General features: G+C 48.8%; 16 protein-coding genes. 14 read left to right on the top strand and 2 right to left on the bottom strand.

The window, feature by feature from the left end; genetic code table 11:
* The first annotated feature begins 1 nt into the window (after window position 1).
* From ACK1LH_RS19830 to spoIID, 13 genes are all read left to right on the top strand, one after another.
* On the top strand, window positions 2-1,102 hold the full coding sequence (locus ACK1LH_RS19830) for an NADH-quinone oxidoreductase subunit D (protein ID WP_411334117.1): 1,101 nt from the start codon (window positions 2-4) through the stop codon (window positions 1,100-1,102).
* A complete protein-coding gene (nuoH, locus tag ACK1LH_RS19825; protein WP_411334116.1) occupies window positions 1,102-2,106 on the top strand; it encodes an NADH-quinone oxidoreductase subunit NuoH in 1,005 nt (334 codons plus the stop codon). The genes ACK1LH_RS19830 and nuoH overlap by 1 nt, the downstream gene beginning before the upstream one ends.
* Window positions 2,107-2,303: 197 nt before the next feature.
* Window positions 2,304-2,723 (top strand): NADH-quinone oxidoreductase subunit NuoI, encoded by a 420-nt coding sequence (gene nuoI / locus ACK1LH_RS19820; protein WP_029283402.1) that lies wholly within the window; start codon window positions 2,304-2,306, stop codon window positions 2,721-2,723.
* A gap of 2 nt (window positions 2,724-2,725) precedes the next feature.
* On the top strand, window positions 2,726-3,238 hold the full coding sequence (locus ACK1LH_RS19815; protein ID WP_203290395.1) for an NADH-quinone oxidoreductase subunit J: 513 nt from the start codon (window positions 2,726-2,728) through the stop codon (window positions 3,236-3,238).
* The gene (gene nuoK, locus ACK1LH_RS19810) at window positions 3,235-3,549 is read left to right on the top strand and encodes an NADH-quinone oxidoreductase subunit NuoK (protein ID WP_029283405.1); all 315 of its coding nucleotides are present in this window, start codon (window positions 3,235-3,237) and stop codon (window positions 3,547-3,549) included. The genes ACK1LH_RS19815 and nuoK overlap by 4 nt, the downstream gene beginning before the upstream one ends.
* Window positions 3,550-3,578: 29 nt before the next feature.
* A complete protein-coding gene (nuoL, locus tag ACK1LH_RS19805; RefSeq protein WP_411334114.1) occupies window positions 3,579-5,444 on the top strand; it encodes an NADH-quinone oxidoreductase subunit L in 1,866 nt (621 codons plus the stop codon).
* The gene (locus ACK1LH_RS19800) at window positions 5,444-6,955 is read left to right on the top strand and encodes a complex I subunit 4 family protein (protein WP_411334113.1); all 1,512 of its coding nucleotides are present in this window, start codon (window positions 5,444-5,446) and stop codon (window positions 6,953-6,955) included. Before nuoL ends, ACK1LH_RS19800 begins: the two co-directional genes overlap by 1 nt.
* Before the next feature lie 6 nt (window positions 6,956-6,961).
* Window positions 6,962-8,452: an NADH-quinone oxidoreductase subunit NuoN gene (gene nuoN / locus ACK1LH_RS19795; protein ID WP_411334111.1), complete on the top strand. Its 1,491-nt coding sequence runs from the start codon at window positions 6,962-6,964 to the stop codon at window positions 8,450-8,452.
* Between the two features lie 157 nt (window positions 8,453-8,609).
* Window positions 8,610-8,840, top strand: coding sequence for a DUF1146 family protein (locus ACK1LH_RS19790; protein ID WP_029284972.1), 231 nt, complete (start codon window positions 8,610-8,612; stop codon window positions 8,838-8,840).
* A gap of 242 nt (window positions 8,841-9,082) precedes the next feature.
* Window positions 9,083-9,823: a YwmB family TATA-box binding protein gene (locus tag ACK1LH_RS19785; RefSeq protein WP_411334109.1), complete on the top strand. Its 741-nt coding sequence runs from the start codon at window positions 9,083-9,085 to the stop codon at window positions 9,821-9,823.
* Between the two features lie 32 nt (window positions 9,824-9,855).
* On the top strand, window positions 9,856-11,160 hold the full coding sequence (gene murA / locus ACK1LH_RS19780) for a UDP-N-acetylglucosamine 1-carboxyvinyltransferase (RefSeq protein ID WP_320154835.1): 1,305 nt from the start codon (window positions 9,856-9,858) through the stop codon (window positions 11,158-11,160).
* 167 nt (window positions 11,161-11,327) lie between these two features.
* Complete coding sequence (locus ACK1LH_RS19775; RefSeq protein ID WP_411334107.1) at window positions 11,328-11,762, top strand: VanZ family protein; 435 nt, start codon at window positions 11,328-11,330, stop codon at window positions 11,760-11,762.
* 106 nt (window positions 11,763-11,868) lie between these two features.
* The gene (spoIID, locus tag ACK1LH_RS19770) at window positions 11,869-12,891 is read left to right on the top strand and encodes a stage II sporulation protein D (protein ID WP_411334105.1); all 1,023 of its coding nucleotides are present in this window, start codon (window positions 11,869-11,871) and stop codon (window positions 12,889-12,891) included.
* Between the two features lie 90 nt (window positions 12,892-12,981).
* Here spoIID and ACK1LH_RS19765 read toward each other — a convergent pair whose 3' ends face one another.
* Together ACK1LH_RS19765 and ACK1LH_RS19760 are read right to left on the bottom strand one after the other, a co-directional pair.
* The gene (locus tag ACK1LH_RS19765; protein ID WP_320154832.1) at window positions 12,982-13,479 is read right to left on the bottom strand and encodes an N-acetyltransferase family protein; all 498 of its coding nucleotides are present in this window, start codon (window positions 13,477-13,479) and stop codon (window positions 12,982-12,984) included.
* Window positions 13,480-13,485: 6 nt separating this feature from the next.
* A complete protein-coding gene (locus ACK1LH_RS19760; RefSeq protein ID WP_411334103.1) occupies window positions 13,486-13,914 on the bottom strand; it encodes a VanZ family protein in 429 nt (142 codons plus the stop codon).
* Window positions 13,915-14,089: 175 nt separating this feature from the next.
* Here ACK1LH_RS19760 and ACK1LH_RS19755 point away from each other — a divergent pair, with 175 nt between their 5' ends.
* A complete protein-coding gene (locus ACK1LH_RS19755; RefSeq protein ID WP_411334101.1) occupies window positions 14,090-15,028 on the top strand; it encodes a peptidoglycan DD-metalloendopeptidase family protein in 939 nt (312 codons plus the stop codon).
* Window positions 15,029-15,187 lie beyond the last annotated feature (159 nt).

Genomic DNA, 15,187 nt, shown 5'->3' with positions numbered 1-15,187 from the left:
TTTGATCCGGACAGAAGAAATGCTCCTGAATGTCGGCCCGCAGCATCCGAGTACGCACGGCGTATTCAGGCTGGTCATAAAAATTGACGGAGAAATCATTAAAGAGGCTACACCGGTGATCGGCTATTTACATAGAGGCACGGAAAAACTCGCGGAAAATCTGCAGTACACGCAGATCATTCCTTACACAGACCGAATGGATTACCTGTCTGCAATGACCAACAACTACGTGATTTGTCACGCAGTGGAGACGATGGCTGGCATTCAGGTTCCGGAACGCGCGGATTATTTGCGCGTCATTGCGATGGAGCTCGGCCGGGTCGCGAGCCATCTTGTATGGTGGGGCACGTATTTGCTTGATATCGGGGCGGTAAGCCCGTTTTTATATGCCTTCCGCGAGCGGGAAATGATTATTAATCTGCTGACAGAACTGTCGGGCGCGAGACTGACGTTTAACTACATGCGTGTAGGCGGAGTGAAGTGGGATGCACCGGAGGGTTGGATCGAGAAGGTCGCCGAGTTTATTCCTTACATGAGAGAGCAGCTGAAAGGCTATCACGATCTCGTGTCAGGGAACGAGATTTTCCTGAACCGTGTTAAAGAAGTCGGTATTTATACAAAAGAAGAGGCTCTTGAGTACTCCCTGAGCGGCGCCAATCTACGCTGTACCGGCGTGAAATGGGATCTCCGAAAAGATGAGCCGTATTCCATCTACGACCGTTTTGATTTTGACGTTCCGGTCCGGACAAAAGGCGACGCTTTTGCCCGCTATGAGTGCCGGATGGCTGAAATCGAGGAGTCCCTGAAAATACTGGAGCAGGCGGTTGAACAGTTTCCCGGTGACGGGCCGATTATGGCTAAGGTGCCGAAAATCATTAAGGCTCCAAAGGGAGAGGCGTATGTTCGGATTGAATCCCCGCGCGGCGAGATCGGCTGCTATATCGCCAGTGACGGAAAAAAAGAGCCGTACCGCCTGAAATTCAGACGTCCGTCTTTTTACAATTTGCAAATCCTGCCTAAGCTGCTTCAGGGAGAAAACATGGCGAACCTAATAACCATTCTCGGCGCCATTGACATCGTGCTCGGGGAGGTGGACGGCTGATGGTGCAGGATCTGCTGCAATCGTCCCCAGGCCTCGGCAATTTCGCTATTTTTTTCGGACTCGCAACAGCTTTCCTGTTCGTTGTCCTTGGATTTGTCACCTACGGCATCCTGGCTGAACGAAAAGTCATGGGCTTCATGCAGGGCAGGATCGGACCGAATCAGGTAGGCGGCAGGTGGGGCCTGCTGCAGACAGTGGCTGATGTTCTGAAGCTCCTGATAAAAGAGGACACGATTCCAAAGCTTGCAGATAAACCGCTTTTCATTCTCGCGCCTGTCATTGCCTTTGCACCTGCTTTTATCGTACTTTCAACAATCCCCTTTACAGATTCCTTTCAATTTGCGGATCTTGGAGTGGGTTTGCTATTTTACATCGCCATTTCCGGGCTGACGACAATCGGCATTGTCACCGGCGGCTGGGCGTCGAACAACAAATACTCGCTTCTCGGCGGCATGCGGGCGGCTGCCCAGATGATTTCCTACGAAATCCCGCTAGTTATGTCAGTTATCGGCGTCGTGCTTTTATCCGGAAGTCTGAACTTGAACACAATCGTCGATGCACAGGAGAATGTTTGGTTTATTTTCCTGCAGCCGATTGGCTTTTTGATCTTCTTGATTGCATCTGTCGCAGAGCTGAACAGGACACCGTTTGACTTGCCTGAGGCAGAATCAGAACTCGTCGCCGGCTACCATGTCGAATATTCCGGCTTCCGCTGGGCGTTCTTCATGCTATCGGAATACGTATACTTTTTCGCCATGGCATCGCTGACGACTGTGCTCTTCCTCGGCGGCTGGCAGCCTGTTGCCTTTCTTGATTTCATCCCGGGCGCCATCTGGTTCGGACTGAAATTCAGCGTTGTGATCTTCATCCTGATCTGGTTCCGCGTCACCTTCCCGAGGATCCGCGCCGACCAGCTCATGGAGTTCGGCTGGAAAGTGCTCCTGCCGGTCGCACTCGCGAATATATTTGTAACAGCGATTGTGAAGGAGATTTTCTTTAAATAGCAGTTTACATACGGACGGACACTTGGAATTAGGAGGTAACTGGAAAAATTCAAGTAAACCCGCTGTCCTGGCAAGTAAACAGCACATTTTTTCAAGAAAAAGAGGCATTCTGGCAAGTAAAACAGGGATCCCGGCAAGTAAACCGCGTGCCAGCCGCAATCCATATAACAATCAGCAACCAAACAAGGGGTGATAACATGCGAGGTTTAGCAAAAGGTTTGACGTATACCCTGAACAGCCTGACGAAGAAGAAAGTGACGTATGATTACCCGAATGAGGCGCTTGCCCTGCCTGACCGGTTCCGGGGCATTCAGAAGTTTTATCCGGAAAAGTGCATTGTGTGCAATCAGTGTGCGGCTATTTGCCCGACTGACTGCATTGAGCTGACTGGCAAGAAGCATCCTGATCCGGCGAAAAAAGGGAAGATCATCGACACGTACGATATTAATTTTGAAATTTGCATCCTCTGCGATCTTTGCACGGAGGTATGTCCGACAGAAGCGATTGTGATGACGAACAATTTCGAGCTTGCCGAGTACAGCCGCGACCAGCTGTTTAAGAATCTGGAGTGGCTCGATGAAAATGATGAGAACATCAGGGAGGAGAATAAGGTGTGAGTATAACCGGAGAGTTTGTTGCCTTTGTCGCACTCGCCATGGTGGCCATCGGCGGCGGCATTCTCATGTTGAATGTGACGAAAGTGGTTCATATGGTTGTATCCCTTGTGTTCACATTTGTGAGTATCGCCGGTCTGTACGTTCTTCTTTCGGCGGAGTTTGTGGCTGCGGTCCAGATTCTGATTTACTCGGGTGCGATCACGATCATCATGCTGTTTGGGATCATGCTGACGCGTCATCAGGACGAAGATGAGCCGTCTGCCGGCATCGGAAAAAAGCTCATCGTGTTTCTTGGGATTGCGGCGTTTGCCCTCGTGATGTATCTCGGAATCTATGATTTGCAGCTCGGGGAAGAGCAGGCAGATCTGCATGTGAAAAATACGGAGCAAATCGGAATCTCGCTTTATTCCCACTTTGTCATTCCGTTTGAACTGACGTCTGTTCTCCTGCTTGTGGCGTTAATCGGGGCCATTATCCTCGCGAGAAAAGATGAAAAAGAGGAGGACGAAAAATGAGCTCGATTCCATTATCAGCCTTTCTTGTGCTCGCTCTGATTCTCTTTTGCATCGGACTGTACGGGGCCCTGACGAAGCGGAACACTGTGATCGTTTTGATCTCGATTGAGCTGATGCTGAATGCGGCCAATATCAATCTGGTTGCCTTCAGCAAGTACGGAGTGATTCCGTCCATTACCGGCCAGGTGTTTTCGCTTTTTACGATCACGATTGCTGCAGCGGAGGCGGCCGTTGGACTTGCCATCTTGTTTGCCCTTTACCGCAACCGGAGATCTGTCAATATTGATGACTATGAATCTATGAAGCATTAACACCTCTAACAAGAAGGGGATTGAATACAATGATGCCATACGCCTGGATCATCCCGCTGTTTCCGCTTGTCTCCTTTCTCGTGCTGCTCCTGTTCGGGAAACGGCTGAAAGAAGGAAGCGTCTATGTGGGAGGCATCCTGATGACCCTCTCATTCGCCGGTGCTCTTGCGGTGCTCGCAGACCGGTTCTCACAAAACACCTATAAAGCAGAAGCTGTGTGGCTCACAATCGGCAGCATGGAGCTTACGGCAGGCTTTGAAATTACGCCTCTGAATGCCCTGATGCTTGTGATCGTCACGCTCGTCAGCTTAGCTGTACATATTTATTCCAAAGGATACATGCACGGAGATCCCCGTTTTCATGTGTTTTATGCCTATCTTGGCCTATTCACCTTCAGCATGCTCGGGCTCGTCATGACGACCAATCTGCTGCAGCTCTATATTTTCTGGGAGCTTGTCGGCGTCGGATCCTTCCTTTTGATCGGATTCTACTTTTACAAAGAAGAAGCGAAGGCTGCTGCGAGAAAAGCGTTCATTATGACAAGGATTGGCGATGTCGGCCTGTTTGTCGGGATGCTGCTCCTGTTCTGGCAGGTCGGCAGCTTTGAATATGACCGCATTTTTGCAAGTGTGGCAGATGGTATGCTTTCACTCGATATGATCACCCTGACAGGCATCCTGATTTTCATCGGGGCCATCGGGAAATCCGGCCAGTTCCCGCTTCATTCGTGGCTGCCTGATGCGATGGAGGGGCCGACGCCGGTTTCCGCCCTCATCCACGCCGCTACGATGGTTGCAGCGGGGGTATACCTTGTCGCCCTCATGTATCCGCTGTTTGCCGCAAGTGAAACGGCGCTTCTGGTTGTTGCAACGATTGGCGCATTCACCGCTATCTTTGCCGCAAGCATTGGGCTTGTTCAAAAAGACATCAAGCGGGTGCTTGCCTATTCGACTGTAAGTCAGCTCGGCTACATGATGCTTGCCCTTGGTTCTGCAGGCTATGTCGCCGGCGTCTTCCATCTGATGACGCACGCCTTTTTCAAAGCGCTGCTGTTCCTTGCAGCCGGAAGCGTCATCCACGCCGTCCACACTCAGAACATTGACGAGATGGGCGGTCTTTGGAAAAAACTCAAATTCACCGGCCCGCTGTTTTTAATCGGTACCCTTGCCATCAGCGGTGTTCCGCTCTTTTCAGGCTTCTTCAGTAAAGATGAAATTCTCATCGCCGCCTGGGAGCATGGAAACCCTGCGCTGTTCTGGCTCGCGGTCATTGCTGCTTTCTTTACTGCCTTTTACATGTTCAGGCTCTTCTTCCTCGTCTTTACGGGACGTCCGAAAACCGAACTTGCATCTGTTCATGAATCACCGTCTTCCATGCTGATTCCGATGAGCGTGCTTGCCGTACTTGCCGTTTTTTCAGGCTACGTCAATACGCCTTGGTTCGGAACGTTCCTCGGAGACTGGCTGACAGAAGGCGCGCCTCAGCTAGGCCACGGGCATATCGAAGGTCCGGCCTGGATCATGATTGTTGCAACTGCCGTATCACTGCTCGGCATTCTGCTTGCTTATCTCATGTACAATAAGGGTTCCATTTCGCCGGAAAAAACAAGAGCCCGCGTGCCAATGATCCATTCGGTCCTGAAAAACAAATACTTTATCGATGAGCTTTACAGTGTCACTGTGGTCTGGCTGACGAACACGGTCAGCATGCTCTGCAAGTACCTGGAGAAATTCCTTGTAGAAGGTGCCGTAAAAGGAGTGGCCGGAATCGTCCGCTCTGCAGGGGCACTCGGTTCAAAAATGCAGAATGGGCAGGTTCAGATGTACGGAACGGTTGCATTTGTCGGGCTTGCCCTGCTGCTTGTGCTGTACGCTGTGACAGGAGGGAACTTATAATGACTTCAATTTTGCTGACAGCCCTTGTTTTCTCGCCTGTCCTCGGCATTCTCGTACTCTCATTTATGAAACGCGATCAGGAATCCTCCCTGAAGCTGGTTGGATTCCTCGCGACTCTTCCTGCCGTCCTGCTGTCTGGCATTGTGTTTGCCCAGTATCTTGGAGGGGAAGAGCTTGAGCGGTTTTCTGAAAAGGTCCGCTGGATCACGTTTGGCCAGTACCATGAGATGCAGCCCGGCGTGTTCACGGTCGACTACGAGCTTGCCCTGGACGGATTCTCGCTTGTCATGGTGCTTTTAACATCCATTCTTGCCGCTTTGGCTGCTGCCGCATCGGTTTCGATAAAGAAGGACTGGAAGGGCTACTTCATGCTGCTTCTGCTTCTGGAAACCGGAATGCTCGGCGTTTTCCTTGCGCAGAATCTCGTGCTCTTTTTCATCTTTTTTGAAATCACGCTGATCCCGATGTTCTTCCTCGTCGGCAAGTGGGGCTTCGCTGCGCGGGAAAAGGCAGCCTATCAGTTTCTTCTATATAACGGGTTTGGGTCTGCCATCCTGCTGATTGTGATTGTCCTTCTTTTTTCAAAAACAGGAACGACCAATCTTGCGCTGCTCACACAGCTCATGACGACGCCGGATGTTCAGCTGATCGGGCCGATGTCGGAGGATTTCAGGCTTGGCCTGCTGATTGCCTTGCTTATTGCATTTGGCGTAAAGCTGCCGATTTTCCCGCTGCACACTTGGATGCTCAGGGTGCACGTTCAGGCGCCGCCGCCGATCGTCATGCTGCATTCAGGCATTCTTTTGAAAATTGGGGCGTACGGTTTGATCAAGTTCGGACTTGGACTGTTCCCTGCCGAGTTTTCAAAGCTTGGCACGATCGTCATTGTGCTCGGACTTGTGAACCTGCTGTACGGCGCGTTCCTTGCGCTCATTCAAAACGAACTCAGAATGGTCCTTGCTTACTCAAGTATTTCGCATATGGGCATTGTGCTCATTGGTCTTGGCGCATTAAATCAAGCGGGGATTCAAGGGGCGATTTTTCAGGTCGTCTCGCACGGACTGATTTCAGCGCTGCTGTTTTTCCTCGTGGGTGTTCTATTGGAACGAACCGGGACAACGGAGCTCGGCAAGCTCTCAGGCCTTGCAAAATCGATGCCGCTTGCAGCCGGCTTTCTCCTCGCAGGAGCCATGGCGTCGCTCGGACTGCCGGGGATGTCTGGCTTCATCAGCGAGCTGACTGCGTTCATGGGTGTCTTTGATCAGCATCCGGAGCTCGGTGCAATAGGGGCGATCGGGATTATCCTGACAGCTGCCTATTTGCTGAGAGCGGTGCTTTCCATCACGTTTGGAGCGGAGAAGAATGAGAAACTGTATGACCTGAAATGGCATGAAGTCGTTCCGGTTTCCATTCTGCTGCTGCTGATTGTGCTGATCGGCGTGTTTCCAAATGGACTTTCCGTCCCGCTGCAGCTGACGATAGAAACAATCATGAAAGGGATAGGAGGGTGATGAATCATGGATATGGAAACCTTGCTCAGCTATAACTGGGGCGCGATGATGCCGGAGTTCATCATTCTCGGGACCGCCCTCATCCTGTCGCTTGTCGACCTTTTCATGAAAGAGGGAAGCAGCCGCAGGTGGCTCGGATGGCTTGGACTTGCCGGAATTGTCGGCGCGATTGTCAGCCTTGCGCTCATGATCGGGGCAGAGGATGCCGTCATTCTCTATGACACCTTTGTCCTCGACTCCTTCGCAAAAGCGTTCAAATTTATCCTGCTCCTTGGGGGGGCGCTGATTTTTCTGCTCGCCATCGACTATGAGCCGCGCGAGGGAATGAAAGAGCGGGGAGAATTTTATTACCTGCTTCTTGCCGCCCTTCTCGGCGCGATGATGATGGCCTCAAGCAGGGACTTAATCACCCTGTTCACCGGACTTGAACTGCTGTCCATTTCTTCCTATATACTGGCCGGCCTCAGAAAGCGGGATTTAAAATCAAACGAATCGGCCATGAAATACGTCATTAACGGCGGCATTTCAACGGCGATTACGCTGTTTGGGATGAGCTATATCTACGGACTGACAGGAACGACGAGCCTGTCTGAAATGATTCCTCAGCTGAACGGGCTGACGGAATCAGGCTACGTTTACATAGCGTCCATCTCATTTCTGCTCGTCTTTGTCGGCTTATCCTTTAAAATTGCTACCGTGCCTTTTCACATGTGGGCGCCTGACGTTTATGAAGGCGCACCGACACCTGTTACGGCATTCCTGAGCGTCGTCTCAAAAACGGCAGGCTTCGTCATCATTTTAAGAATCTGCCTTTCCGTCTTCGGGAACATTCCAGACGAAGGCGGCATGCAGTCGATTCTCCAGTCGCTTCAAGGCTTTATCGCGATCCTGGCCGCTGTGACCATGATTGTCGGAAACACCGTCGCCCTCATGCAGAAAAACATCAAGCGCATGCTCGCCTATTCATCGATTGCCCATGCGGGGTACGTCCTTGTCGGCTTCGTCGCGTTTGGAGGCTACTTCTACTTTGATGCCATCTGGTTCTACCTGCTTGCGTACGTCATCATGAACGTTGGAATCTTTGCTATCGTTCAAGCTGTCTCCCGCAAAACAGGATCTGAAGACATCTCGGCCTTTGCCGGTCTTTACCGCAGATCTCCGGCAGCAGGCATCGCCGTCGCCATTTTCCTGCTCTCTCTCGCAGGACTGCCCGGAACAGCCGGCTTTATCGGAAAAGTAACCATCTTCATGAACGCATTCACAAACAGCACGCCGCAAATCGTCCTGGCAAGCATCATGATCGCCGCAACCGTCATCTCGTACTTCTACTACTTCGGAATCCTGACACAGGTCTTCTTCCGGAAAAAAGAAACCGACGAGCCGTTCACATGGAGCGCGCCGCTCATCATCGTAACCGCCGTCTGCGTCGCTGCGACCATCCTACTCGGAATCTTCCCGGGTGCGGCGTTTGATTTTCTAAACGCAAACATTTCATAAATTTGCCACGAATCTTGTCAAAAAAATCATCAACTCACGCACAGAATTTTATATAATAGAGGAGGTGTAAAAGCCTCTTCTTTTTTTTGCTTTAAAAAGAAGAAAAGCAAAAGCCTTCTTTTCGAAAAATAGCTACATATAGGAGTTGTTTTAACCTATGCTTGATTTTAATCAGCAGGCATTGCTTGGCCTTATGTCTCACCTCGTGTTCATTCCGGTTACCTGGTGGGCACTGCAGGCGCTTCATATCGAAAAAGCCATGAAAAAAGGGAAGGTCATGCAAGCGCGTGCGCTGCTGATCCTGCTCACGATCGCCATCTCAGGCGCAGTCAGCAATTTTTTTCTTGATTATTTAATATGGTCCCGCCAGCTCCCTTTTTTATTTTAGGGCCTTTTTTACCGGTTTCTTGCAACACTGACACAGCCAATTCACTTAGCCAATAGATCAGACAAGCATGCTGAAATCATCTTTTCTTTGTTTTCGTACGTTTAGGCAACTGACAACAGGGGAATATGTCCTACAGATTAGGAAGTGAACAGCACGAGCTTGTCTAACAATGACGACTTTTTCCACGTATGCCGCGGTCTCAAACGGTAACACTGTTACTAGGGAGAGGACGTGGGGATATAATGAAAAAAGTCAGTCTTGCAATTATGATGTTTCTTATTTTTTTTACAGGTGCATTTGCTGCACACCAGACATTCGGAGCAAAGAAGGAAACGGAGCTTGAAACCATTGTAGAGGGCATGGAAGCACAGGGAATTGATGTAAAAAAATGGTCAATGTATTCTAAGAAGATGGTTTCAGACGAGACTCGTTCTTTTGAAGATACAGTGAAACTTTTCCAAAATCAATTTCGTCAGTTTAAGTGGTCCGAGGACCGTGTGGACGGCAAACTACATAAGATGACAGGGACCTTTTTCGACAAGGATTCGGGATTTACCGAAAAGCTCCAGATTCAAACTACCGACACAAATGGATTTCAGCAATCGTATATCTTGTATGAGCTGAGCGGAGAGGGTTCCGGAAAAAAATGGGCGAAGATCTATGGGCATGCGCAGGCCAGAAGCTTCGACATTTTCCATGAAAATCCTACAATTTTCACTTGTGTCAATGGACAGCTTGATGATAAGATGAGTAGTGTTTTGCAACCTAAAGTGGAAGCTTTGCTTAAACAATTTAACGCGGTGCCGGTGGAACAGCTTAAAGAGAAGTCGTTCATATCAGTATCCGCACTCACGACGGATTGGAATCATGTGATTCCGGCAGACTCAGGCAGCATGAACATTCAAATTGCGCTCAGAAGCGCAGGATTGGGCGGTAATACTAGCGTTACAGTAGGAACCCCAATCATAACGTCTGAATATTAATATATAGAAATTGGGACGCGGAGGGGAAGACCTTGGAAAAAATCATCGTCCGCGGCGGTCGTAAGTTAAACGGTACTGTAAAAGTAGAAGGTGCTAAAAATGCCGTTTTACCAGTAATCGCTGCATCTTTATTAGCCAGTGAACAAAAAAGCATAATCTGTGATGTGCCTACGCTCTCCGATGTGTATACAATCAATGAAGTGCTGCGCCATCTTGGTGCAGAAGTTCACTTTGAAAATAACCAAGTGTTTGTAGATGCATCAAACGAGCTAAATATGGAAGCTCCTTTTGAATATGTGCGCAAAATGCGCGCTTCTGTATTGGTCATGGGGCCATTACTAGCAAGAAACGGCCGTGCACGCGTGGCTCTGCCAGGCGGATGTGCGATCGGATCACGTCCAATTGACCAGCATTTAAAAGGCTTTGAAGCAATGGGAGCAACAATTAAAGTAGGTAACGGATTCATCGACGCTGAAGTCAAAGGAAGACTTCGCGGCGCCAAAATCTACCTTGATTTCCCAAGTGTTGGAGCAACTGAAAACATCATCATGGCTGCGGCTCTAGCTGAAGGAACAACCATCCTTGAGAACGTAGCAAAAGAACCGGAAATCGTTGACCTTGCCAACTACATCAACGCGATGGGCGGCAAAGTGCGCGGAGCCGGAACTGGAACAATCCGCATTGAAGGTGTGGAAAAACTGACAGGCGTTAAGCATCACATCATTCCTGACCGCATTGAAGCTGGTACATTCATGGTAGCAGCAGCAATCACAGGCGGAAATGTGCTTGTTCGCGGCGCTGTGCCAGAACATTTAGCATCTTTAATTGCGAAAATGGAAGAAATGGGTATCCAAATCACTGAAGAGGAAGACGGACTTCGTGTCATTGGCCCTGAAAAACTAAAAGCCATTGACATCAAGACTATGCCGCATCCCGGCTTCCCGACAGACATGCAATCACAAATGATGGCATTGCTGCTGAAAGCTGAAGGCACTTCTATGATCACGGAGACGGTTTTTGAAAACCGCTTCATGCACGTGGAAGAATTCCGGCGCATGAATGGAGAAATTAAAATTGAGGGCCGTTCTGTCATCATCAATGGTCCAGCCAACATGCAAGGCGCTGAAGTTGCAGCAACAGACCTGCGCGCTGGTGCAGCACTTGTTCTTGCTGGCTTAGTATCTGAAGGCTACACGCGTGTAACGGAGCTTAAGCACGTTGACCGCGGCTACGTAGACTTCCACGGAAAACTTGCTTCCATCGGTGCGGACATTGAACGCATCACGGAAGAAAGCACTGTGAAATCAGAAAAAGCTGTCAGTGACATGAACGCATAAATTGATACGTATTTTTTCAGGAAGCCGGGGTAGATCTACTCCGGTTTCTTTTTGTTTTTCTTAAAAAGAAAGACTTTATTAGTTTGGGTGTTTTCCTTATGATTTATACATAGATACTTATAAAAAATACCGTAAATGACCACGATGAATGCGGAGGAGGGAAAGAAATGAAATTTTTCATTGCATGCTGCCTGATTACCGCATTTTCATTGTTTTCATTTACGAGCGATCTGCAGTCGCTTCTGACTGGGGACTATATCGGATTTATCTTCAGGAGCAATCCTGATTATTCAGATTTGCTGATGACCGCGGATATCGATTGGCAAAGCACATTTTATGTATTTTCCAAGACGGGACACGCGCTGTACTTCTTCTTTTTCACACTGATCATGGCGTTTCTGTATCGTATGCGCACGGCTCTTCTTTGGGCTCTCTTTCTTGCGGTTTCATCAGAATTTCTTCAGCTGTACACAAACCGCAGCGGCAGAATCGTCGATATGCTCTATGATCTAACCGGGACGCTTGCTGCCATACTCGTTCTTTTCATCGTGAAAAAGAGCGCTGAGATTGTCGAAGGAAATCGCCGCGGCATGCCGAAATGAATAAGAGAAGTGCGTGAACTTTCCAATGTTTGGAGTCATAAACGGTTGTCCACCTCCATAGAATTGAACAGAGACGGTAAACGACATATCGGATATGGAGGCCCAGATGAAATCTTTGAAACCAATCGTTTTAGTACTCGCCGGATTATTTCTCATCATATTAATGATCCCAACACTCCTCGTAGCCCCCTTTATGAACGATCCATCAAGCGGAGAACTATCAGAAGACCTTCAAAACAAAAAGGGTGAACAGCTTATGCTTGGAAAATCCATGATCGATGTACCAGTGTACCGAAGCAGCTCGGAGAAAATTGAAAACATTCCGCTCGAAGAATATGTCATCGGCGTAGTCGCCTCGGAAATGCCGGCTGATTTTGAAGAAGAAGCGTTGAAGGCGCAGGCGCTCGCAGCGAGGACGTATGTGGTGAAGCAGATGATGTTTGATAAGCTGCCGAAGGTTCCTGAAGGAGCGGTCGTCAGTGACACAACCTCCCATCAGGTTTACAAAAACAACGACCAGCTGAAAAAACAGTGGGGCAAGGATTATAACTGGAAAATGACAAAGATCTACAATGCGGTGGCATCCACTCAGGGCCAAATCCTGACTTATGATAATAAGCCGATCGACGCCTCCTTTTTCTCGACCAGCAACGGCTACACCGAAAACTCGGATGAATACTGGACGGCAGCCCTGCCTTACTTAAAAAGCGTAGAAAGTCCGTGGGATGAAAAATCCCCTAAATATCACGACCAAACGGTCATCAGCGTACGTGACTTTGAGAAAAAACTCGGAGTGAAGCTCGGTTCGGGAGGAGAAGTCGGCAAAGTGATTGAGCGCACGTCCGGCAAACGGGTTGCCCAGGTCGACTTCAACGGCAAAAAGCTCAGCGGCCGCGAAATCCGCGAAAAACTCGGCCTCCGCTCAAGCGACTTCGCCTGGCAGCTCAAAGGCGACCAGGTGGTCATCACCACAAAAGGCTTCGGCCACGGCGTCGGCATGAGCCAATACGGCGCCAACTTCATGGCCCAGGACGGCAAAAAGTACAAAGACATCGTCAGCTACTACTACCAGGGCGCCAAAGTCGGCAGCGCCGAACCGTTTATTGCCCTGTACACAGCCAAAAATTGAGTTTTTGCCCGCGGGAGGGGTCCTGCGGGTTTTTGCACTGATTTTTAACTAAAAGGAGACAAAAAACGCGCCCTCCAAAGGCGCGTTTTCCTATTGAACCACTCGTTTCCCTACTATCACTAAATCGCGCTCCACTCCATCGAGCTCCGCAACACGCGGCATGTTCGCCCACTGTTCAAAGCCGAAGCGCTTGAACAGGCGCAGGCTCGCTTCGTTGTGCCCGAATACAAGTCCTAGCAGGGTTTTGATGCCGAGCTCAGGGCATGCATCGAGTGCAGCCTGTAAAAACGTTGTGCCGATGCCTTTTCCGCGCACGTTTTGATCAATATAGATGCTGACTTCAGCGGTATATTGGTAGGCAGCCCGTCCGTGGAAGGATTCAAAGCTGAGCCATGCCACCACTTTGTCTTCATCCGTCATCACCCATATCGGGCGCATGTCCGTGTGGTTGTTGAACCAGGCTTCACGGTCGGCAACCGTAACCGGAGTCAGGTCTGCTGTCACCGCTCTGCTTTGGATTGTCGAGTTGTAGATCTCAACGATGGCAGGCAAGTCGCTGCGGACAGCTTTTCGAATAGGAAAACTCATAGATGATCACTCCGAATCATTTAACTTTTTAAAAAGAGAGGTAATAAACGAAGGGCGCTCTGCAAAATACGTTACCTTCATTATGTAGAAAGACACAAGTACACCAATGGCATCCTTGACCAGATCAATCACGGTCGCGGAGCGGTACGGAACAAAGTACTGGTGAATTTCATCAGTAGCCCCGTACAGAATGGAGATTGCGGCTGCGAGGATACTTGCCTTTGCAGTCCATCGTCCGTTTGCGGCAAACGCCAGCGCGATGAGCCAGTAGAGAATCCCGAATTCAATTAAGTGAAGCGATTCCTTCATTAAGCGGTCAAACGAAAATGGCGTCTTAATGATGGCATCCGCCGGGAGGCTTGAAAGAATCCAAATCAGGATCATATAGAGAATGGGGGCAATCGTGAGCGCCCATTTAAAAAACGGCTTCTTCATTAACGTGCTCCTTTAGCGTGCTGATGGAAAATAGTATACCACGTGTGCAGAAAAAATTTTAGAATCCATACATAATTTTATAATCCGCAGCAAAAAATAACTATTTGAAATTTTTAGCTGCGGATGTATATATTTTCAGAATTCTGTTCAGAATGATTGCTGAGGTGATGATAAAATGAGAGAGGAAGAAACTAAACGTACTTCTCAAAACTCAAAAATGCAACAATTTTTCAGAAAGCGTTGGGTATTCCCAGCAATCTACTTAGTCAGTGCAGCATTGATTTTGACAGCCGTGTTATGGTACCAGTCAATCGGTAATGGTAACTCAGCAAACGATCCAAGTGATTATGGAACATCGTATCAGGATGAGCCGACACGTGAAGTGAACTCAGCAGTAGAAAACTTCGCAATGCCGGTAGCCGATGCAGATGCAGTATCTGTCATCCGCAGCTTCTATGAAGCAGATGCAACAGCAGAAGAGCAAGAAGCAGCACTCGTTTCCTATAATAATACGTACGAGCCTAGCAAAGGAATTGACCTGGCAAGAGAAGACGGCAAGGAATTCGATGTCGCAGCTGCTCTAAGCGGTACAGTTACAAAAGCTGAAAAAGACCCATTACTCGGAAATGTCATTGAAATCGAGCACAAAGACGGCGTAACTACAGTTTACCAATCATTATCAAGCATGACTGTCGCAGCCGGTGACGAAGTCGAGCAAAACGAAATCCTCGGACAAGCTGGAAAAAGCCTGATCCACGAAGAAGATGGCGTACACGTTCACTTTGAAATCCGCAAAGACGGTACAGCAGTAAATCCAGTTGATTACATGGATAAGCCAGTTTCAGCATTGAACGAAATCAACGCTGAAAAAGAAGCACCTGCTAAAGAAGAAGAAGGTACTGAAGACGCAGAAAAAGGCGCTGAGGAAGAAAAGGGCGCTGAAGAAGAAAAAGGTGCTGAAGAAGAAAAAGGCACTGAAGATGCTGAAAAAGGAACCGAAGATGAAAAAGGTTCTGAAGAAGGCAAAGAAAAAGAAGACGCTGGTAAAGAGGGCAAAGAAAAAGGCAACTCTGACGAGCAGTCCGAAGCTTCAATCAGCACAAAAAACGCATAATAAGCATCACTCTATAGATTGTCTATCCGCTTAGGGATAGACTATTTTTTTGTTTGTTTTTAGATACTTGGCGTTTAGTTGCCGGCATACCTCTTTTTCTAGAAAAAGCAGATCTGTTACTTGCTGCAGATAGCATTTTACTAGAAAATTTCCGGATGC

The sequence above is a fragment of the Metabacillus indicus genome (assembly GCF_046603695.1).
Classification (GTDB): domain Bacteria; phylum Bacillota; class Bacilli; order Bacillales; family Bacillaceae; genus Bacillus_P; species Bacillus_P indicus.
The sequence above is the reverse complement of the archived record's forward strand: the minus strand, read 5'-3'. Positions and strand labels throughout refer to the sequence as shown.

Bases quoted from the DNA above. Each gene is read 5' to 3' on its own strand.
- nuoH (WP_411334116.1), top strand. From the start codon at position 1,102: ATGGTGCAGGATCTGCTGCAATCGTCCCCAGGCCTCGGCAATTTCGCT.
- nuoI (WP_029283402.1), top strand. From the start codon at position 2,304: ATGCGAGGTTTAGCAAAAGGTTTGACGTATACCCTGAACAGCCTGACG.
- nuoK (WP_029283405.1), top strand. From the start codon at position 3,235: ATGAGCTCGATTCCATTATCAGCCTTTCTTGTGCTCGCTCTGATTCTC.
- nuoL (WP_411334114.1), top strand. From the start codon at position 3,579: ATGATGCCATACGCCTGGATCATCCCGCTGTTTCCGCTTGTCTCCTTT.
- ACK1LH_RS19800 (WP_411334113.1), top strand. From the start codon at position 5,444: ATGACTTCAATTTTGCTGACAGCCCTTGTTTTCTCGCCTGTCCTCGGC.
- nuoN (WP_411334111.1), top strand. From the start codon at position 6,962: ATGGATATGGAAACCTTGCTCAGCTATAACTGGGGCGCGATGATGCCG.
- ACK1LH_RS19790 (WP_029284972.1), top strand. From the start codon at position 8,610: ATGCTTGATTTTAATCAGCAGGCATTGCTTGGCCTTATGTCTCACCTC.
- ACK1LH_RS19785 (WP_411334109.1), top strand. From the start codon at position 9,083: ATGAAAAAAGTCAGTCTTGCAATTATGATGTTTCTTATTTTTTTTACA.
- ACK1LH_RS19775 (WP_411334107.1), top strand. From the start codon at position 11,328: ATGAAATTTTTCATTGCATGCTGCCTGATTACCGCATTTTCATTGTTT.
- spoIID (WP_411334105.1), top strand. From the start codon at position 11,869: ATGAAATCTTTGAAACCAATCGTTTTAGTACTCGCCGGATTATTTCTC.
- ACK1LH_RS19765 (WP_320154832.1), bottom strand. From the start codon at position 13,479: ATGAGTTTTCCTATTCGAAAAGCTGTCCGCAGCGACTTGCCTGCCATC.
- ACK1LH_RS19760 (WP_411334103.1), bottom strand. From the start codon at position 13,914: ATGAAGAAGCCGTTTTTTAAATGGGCGCTCACGATTGCCCCCATTCTC.
- ACK1LH_RS19755 (WP_411334101.1), top strand. From the start codon at position 14,090: ATGAGAGAGGAAGAAACTAAACGTACTTCTCAAAACTCAAAAATGCAA.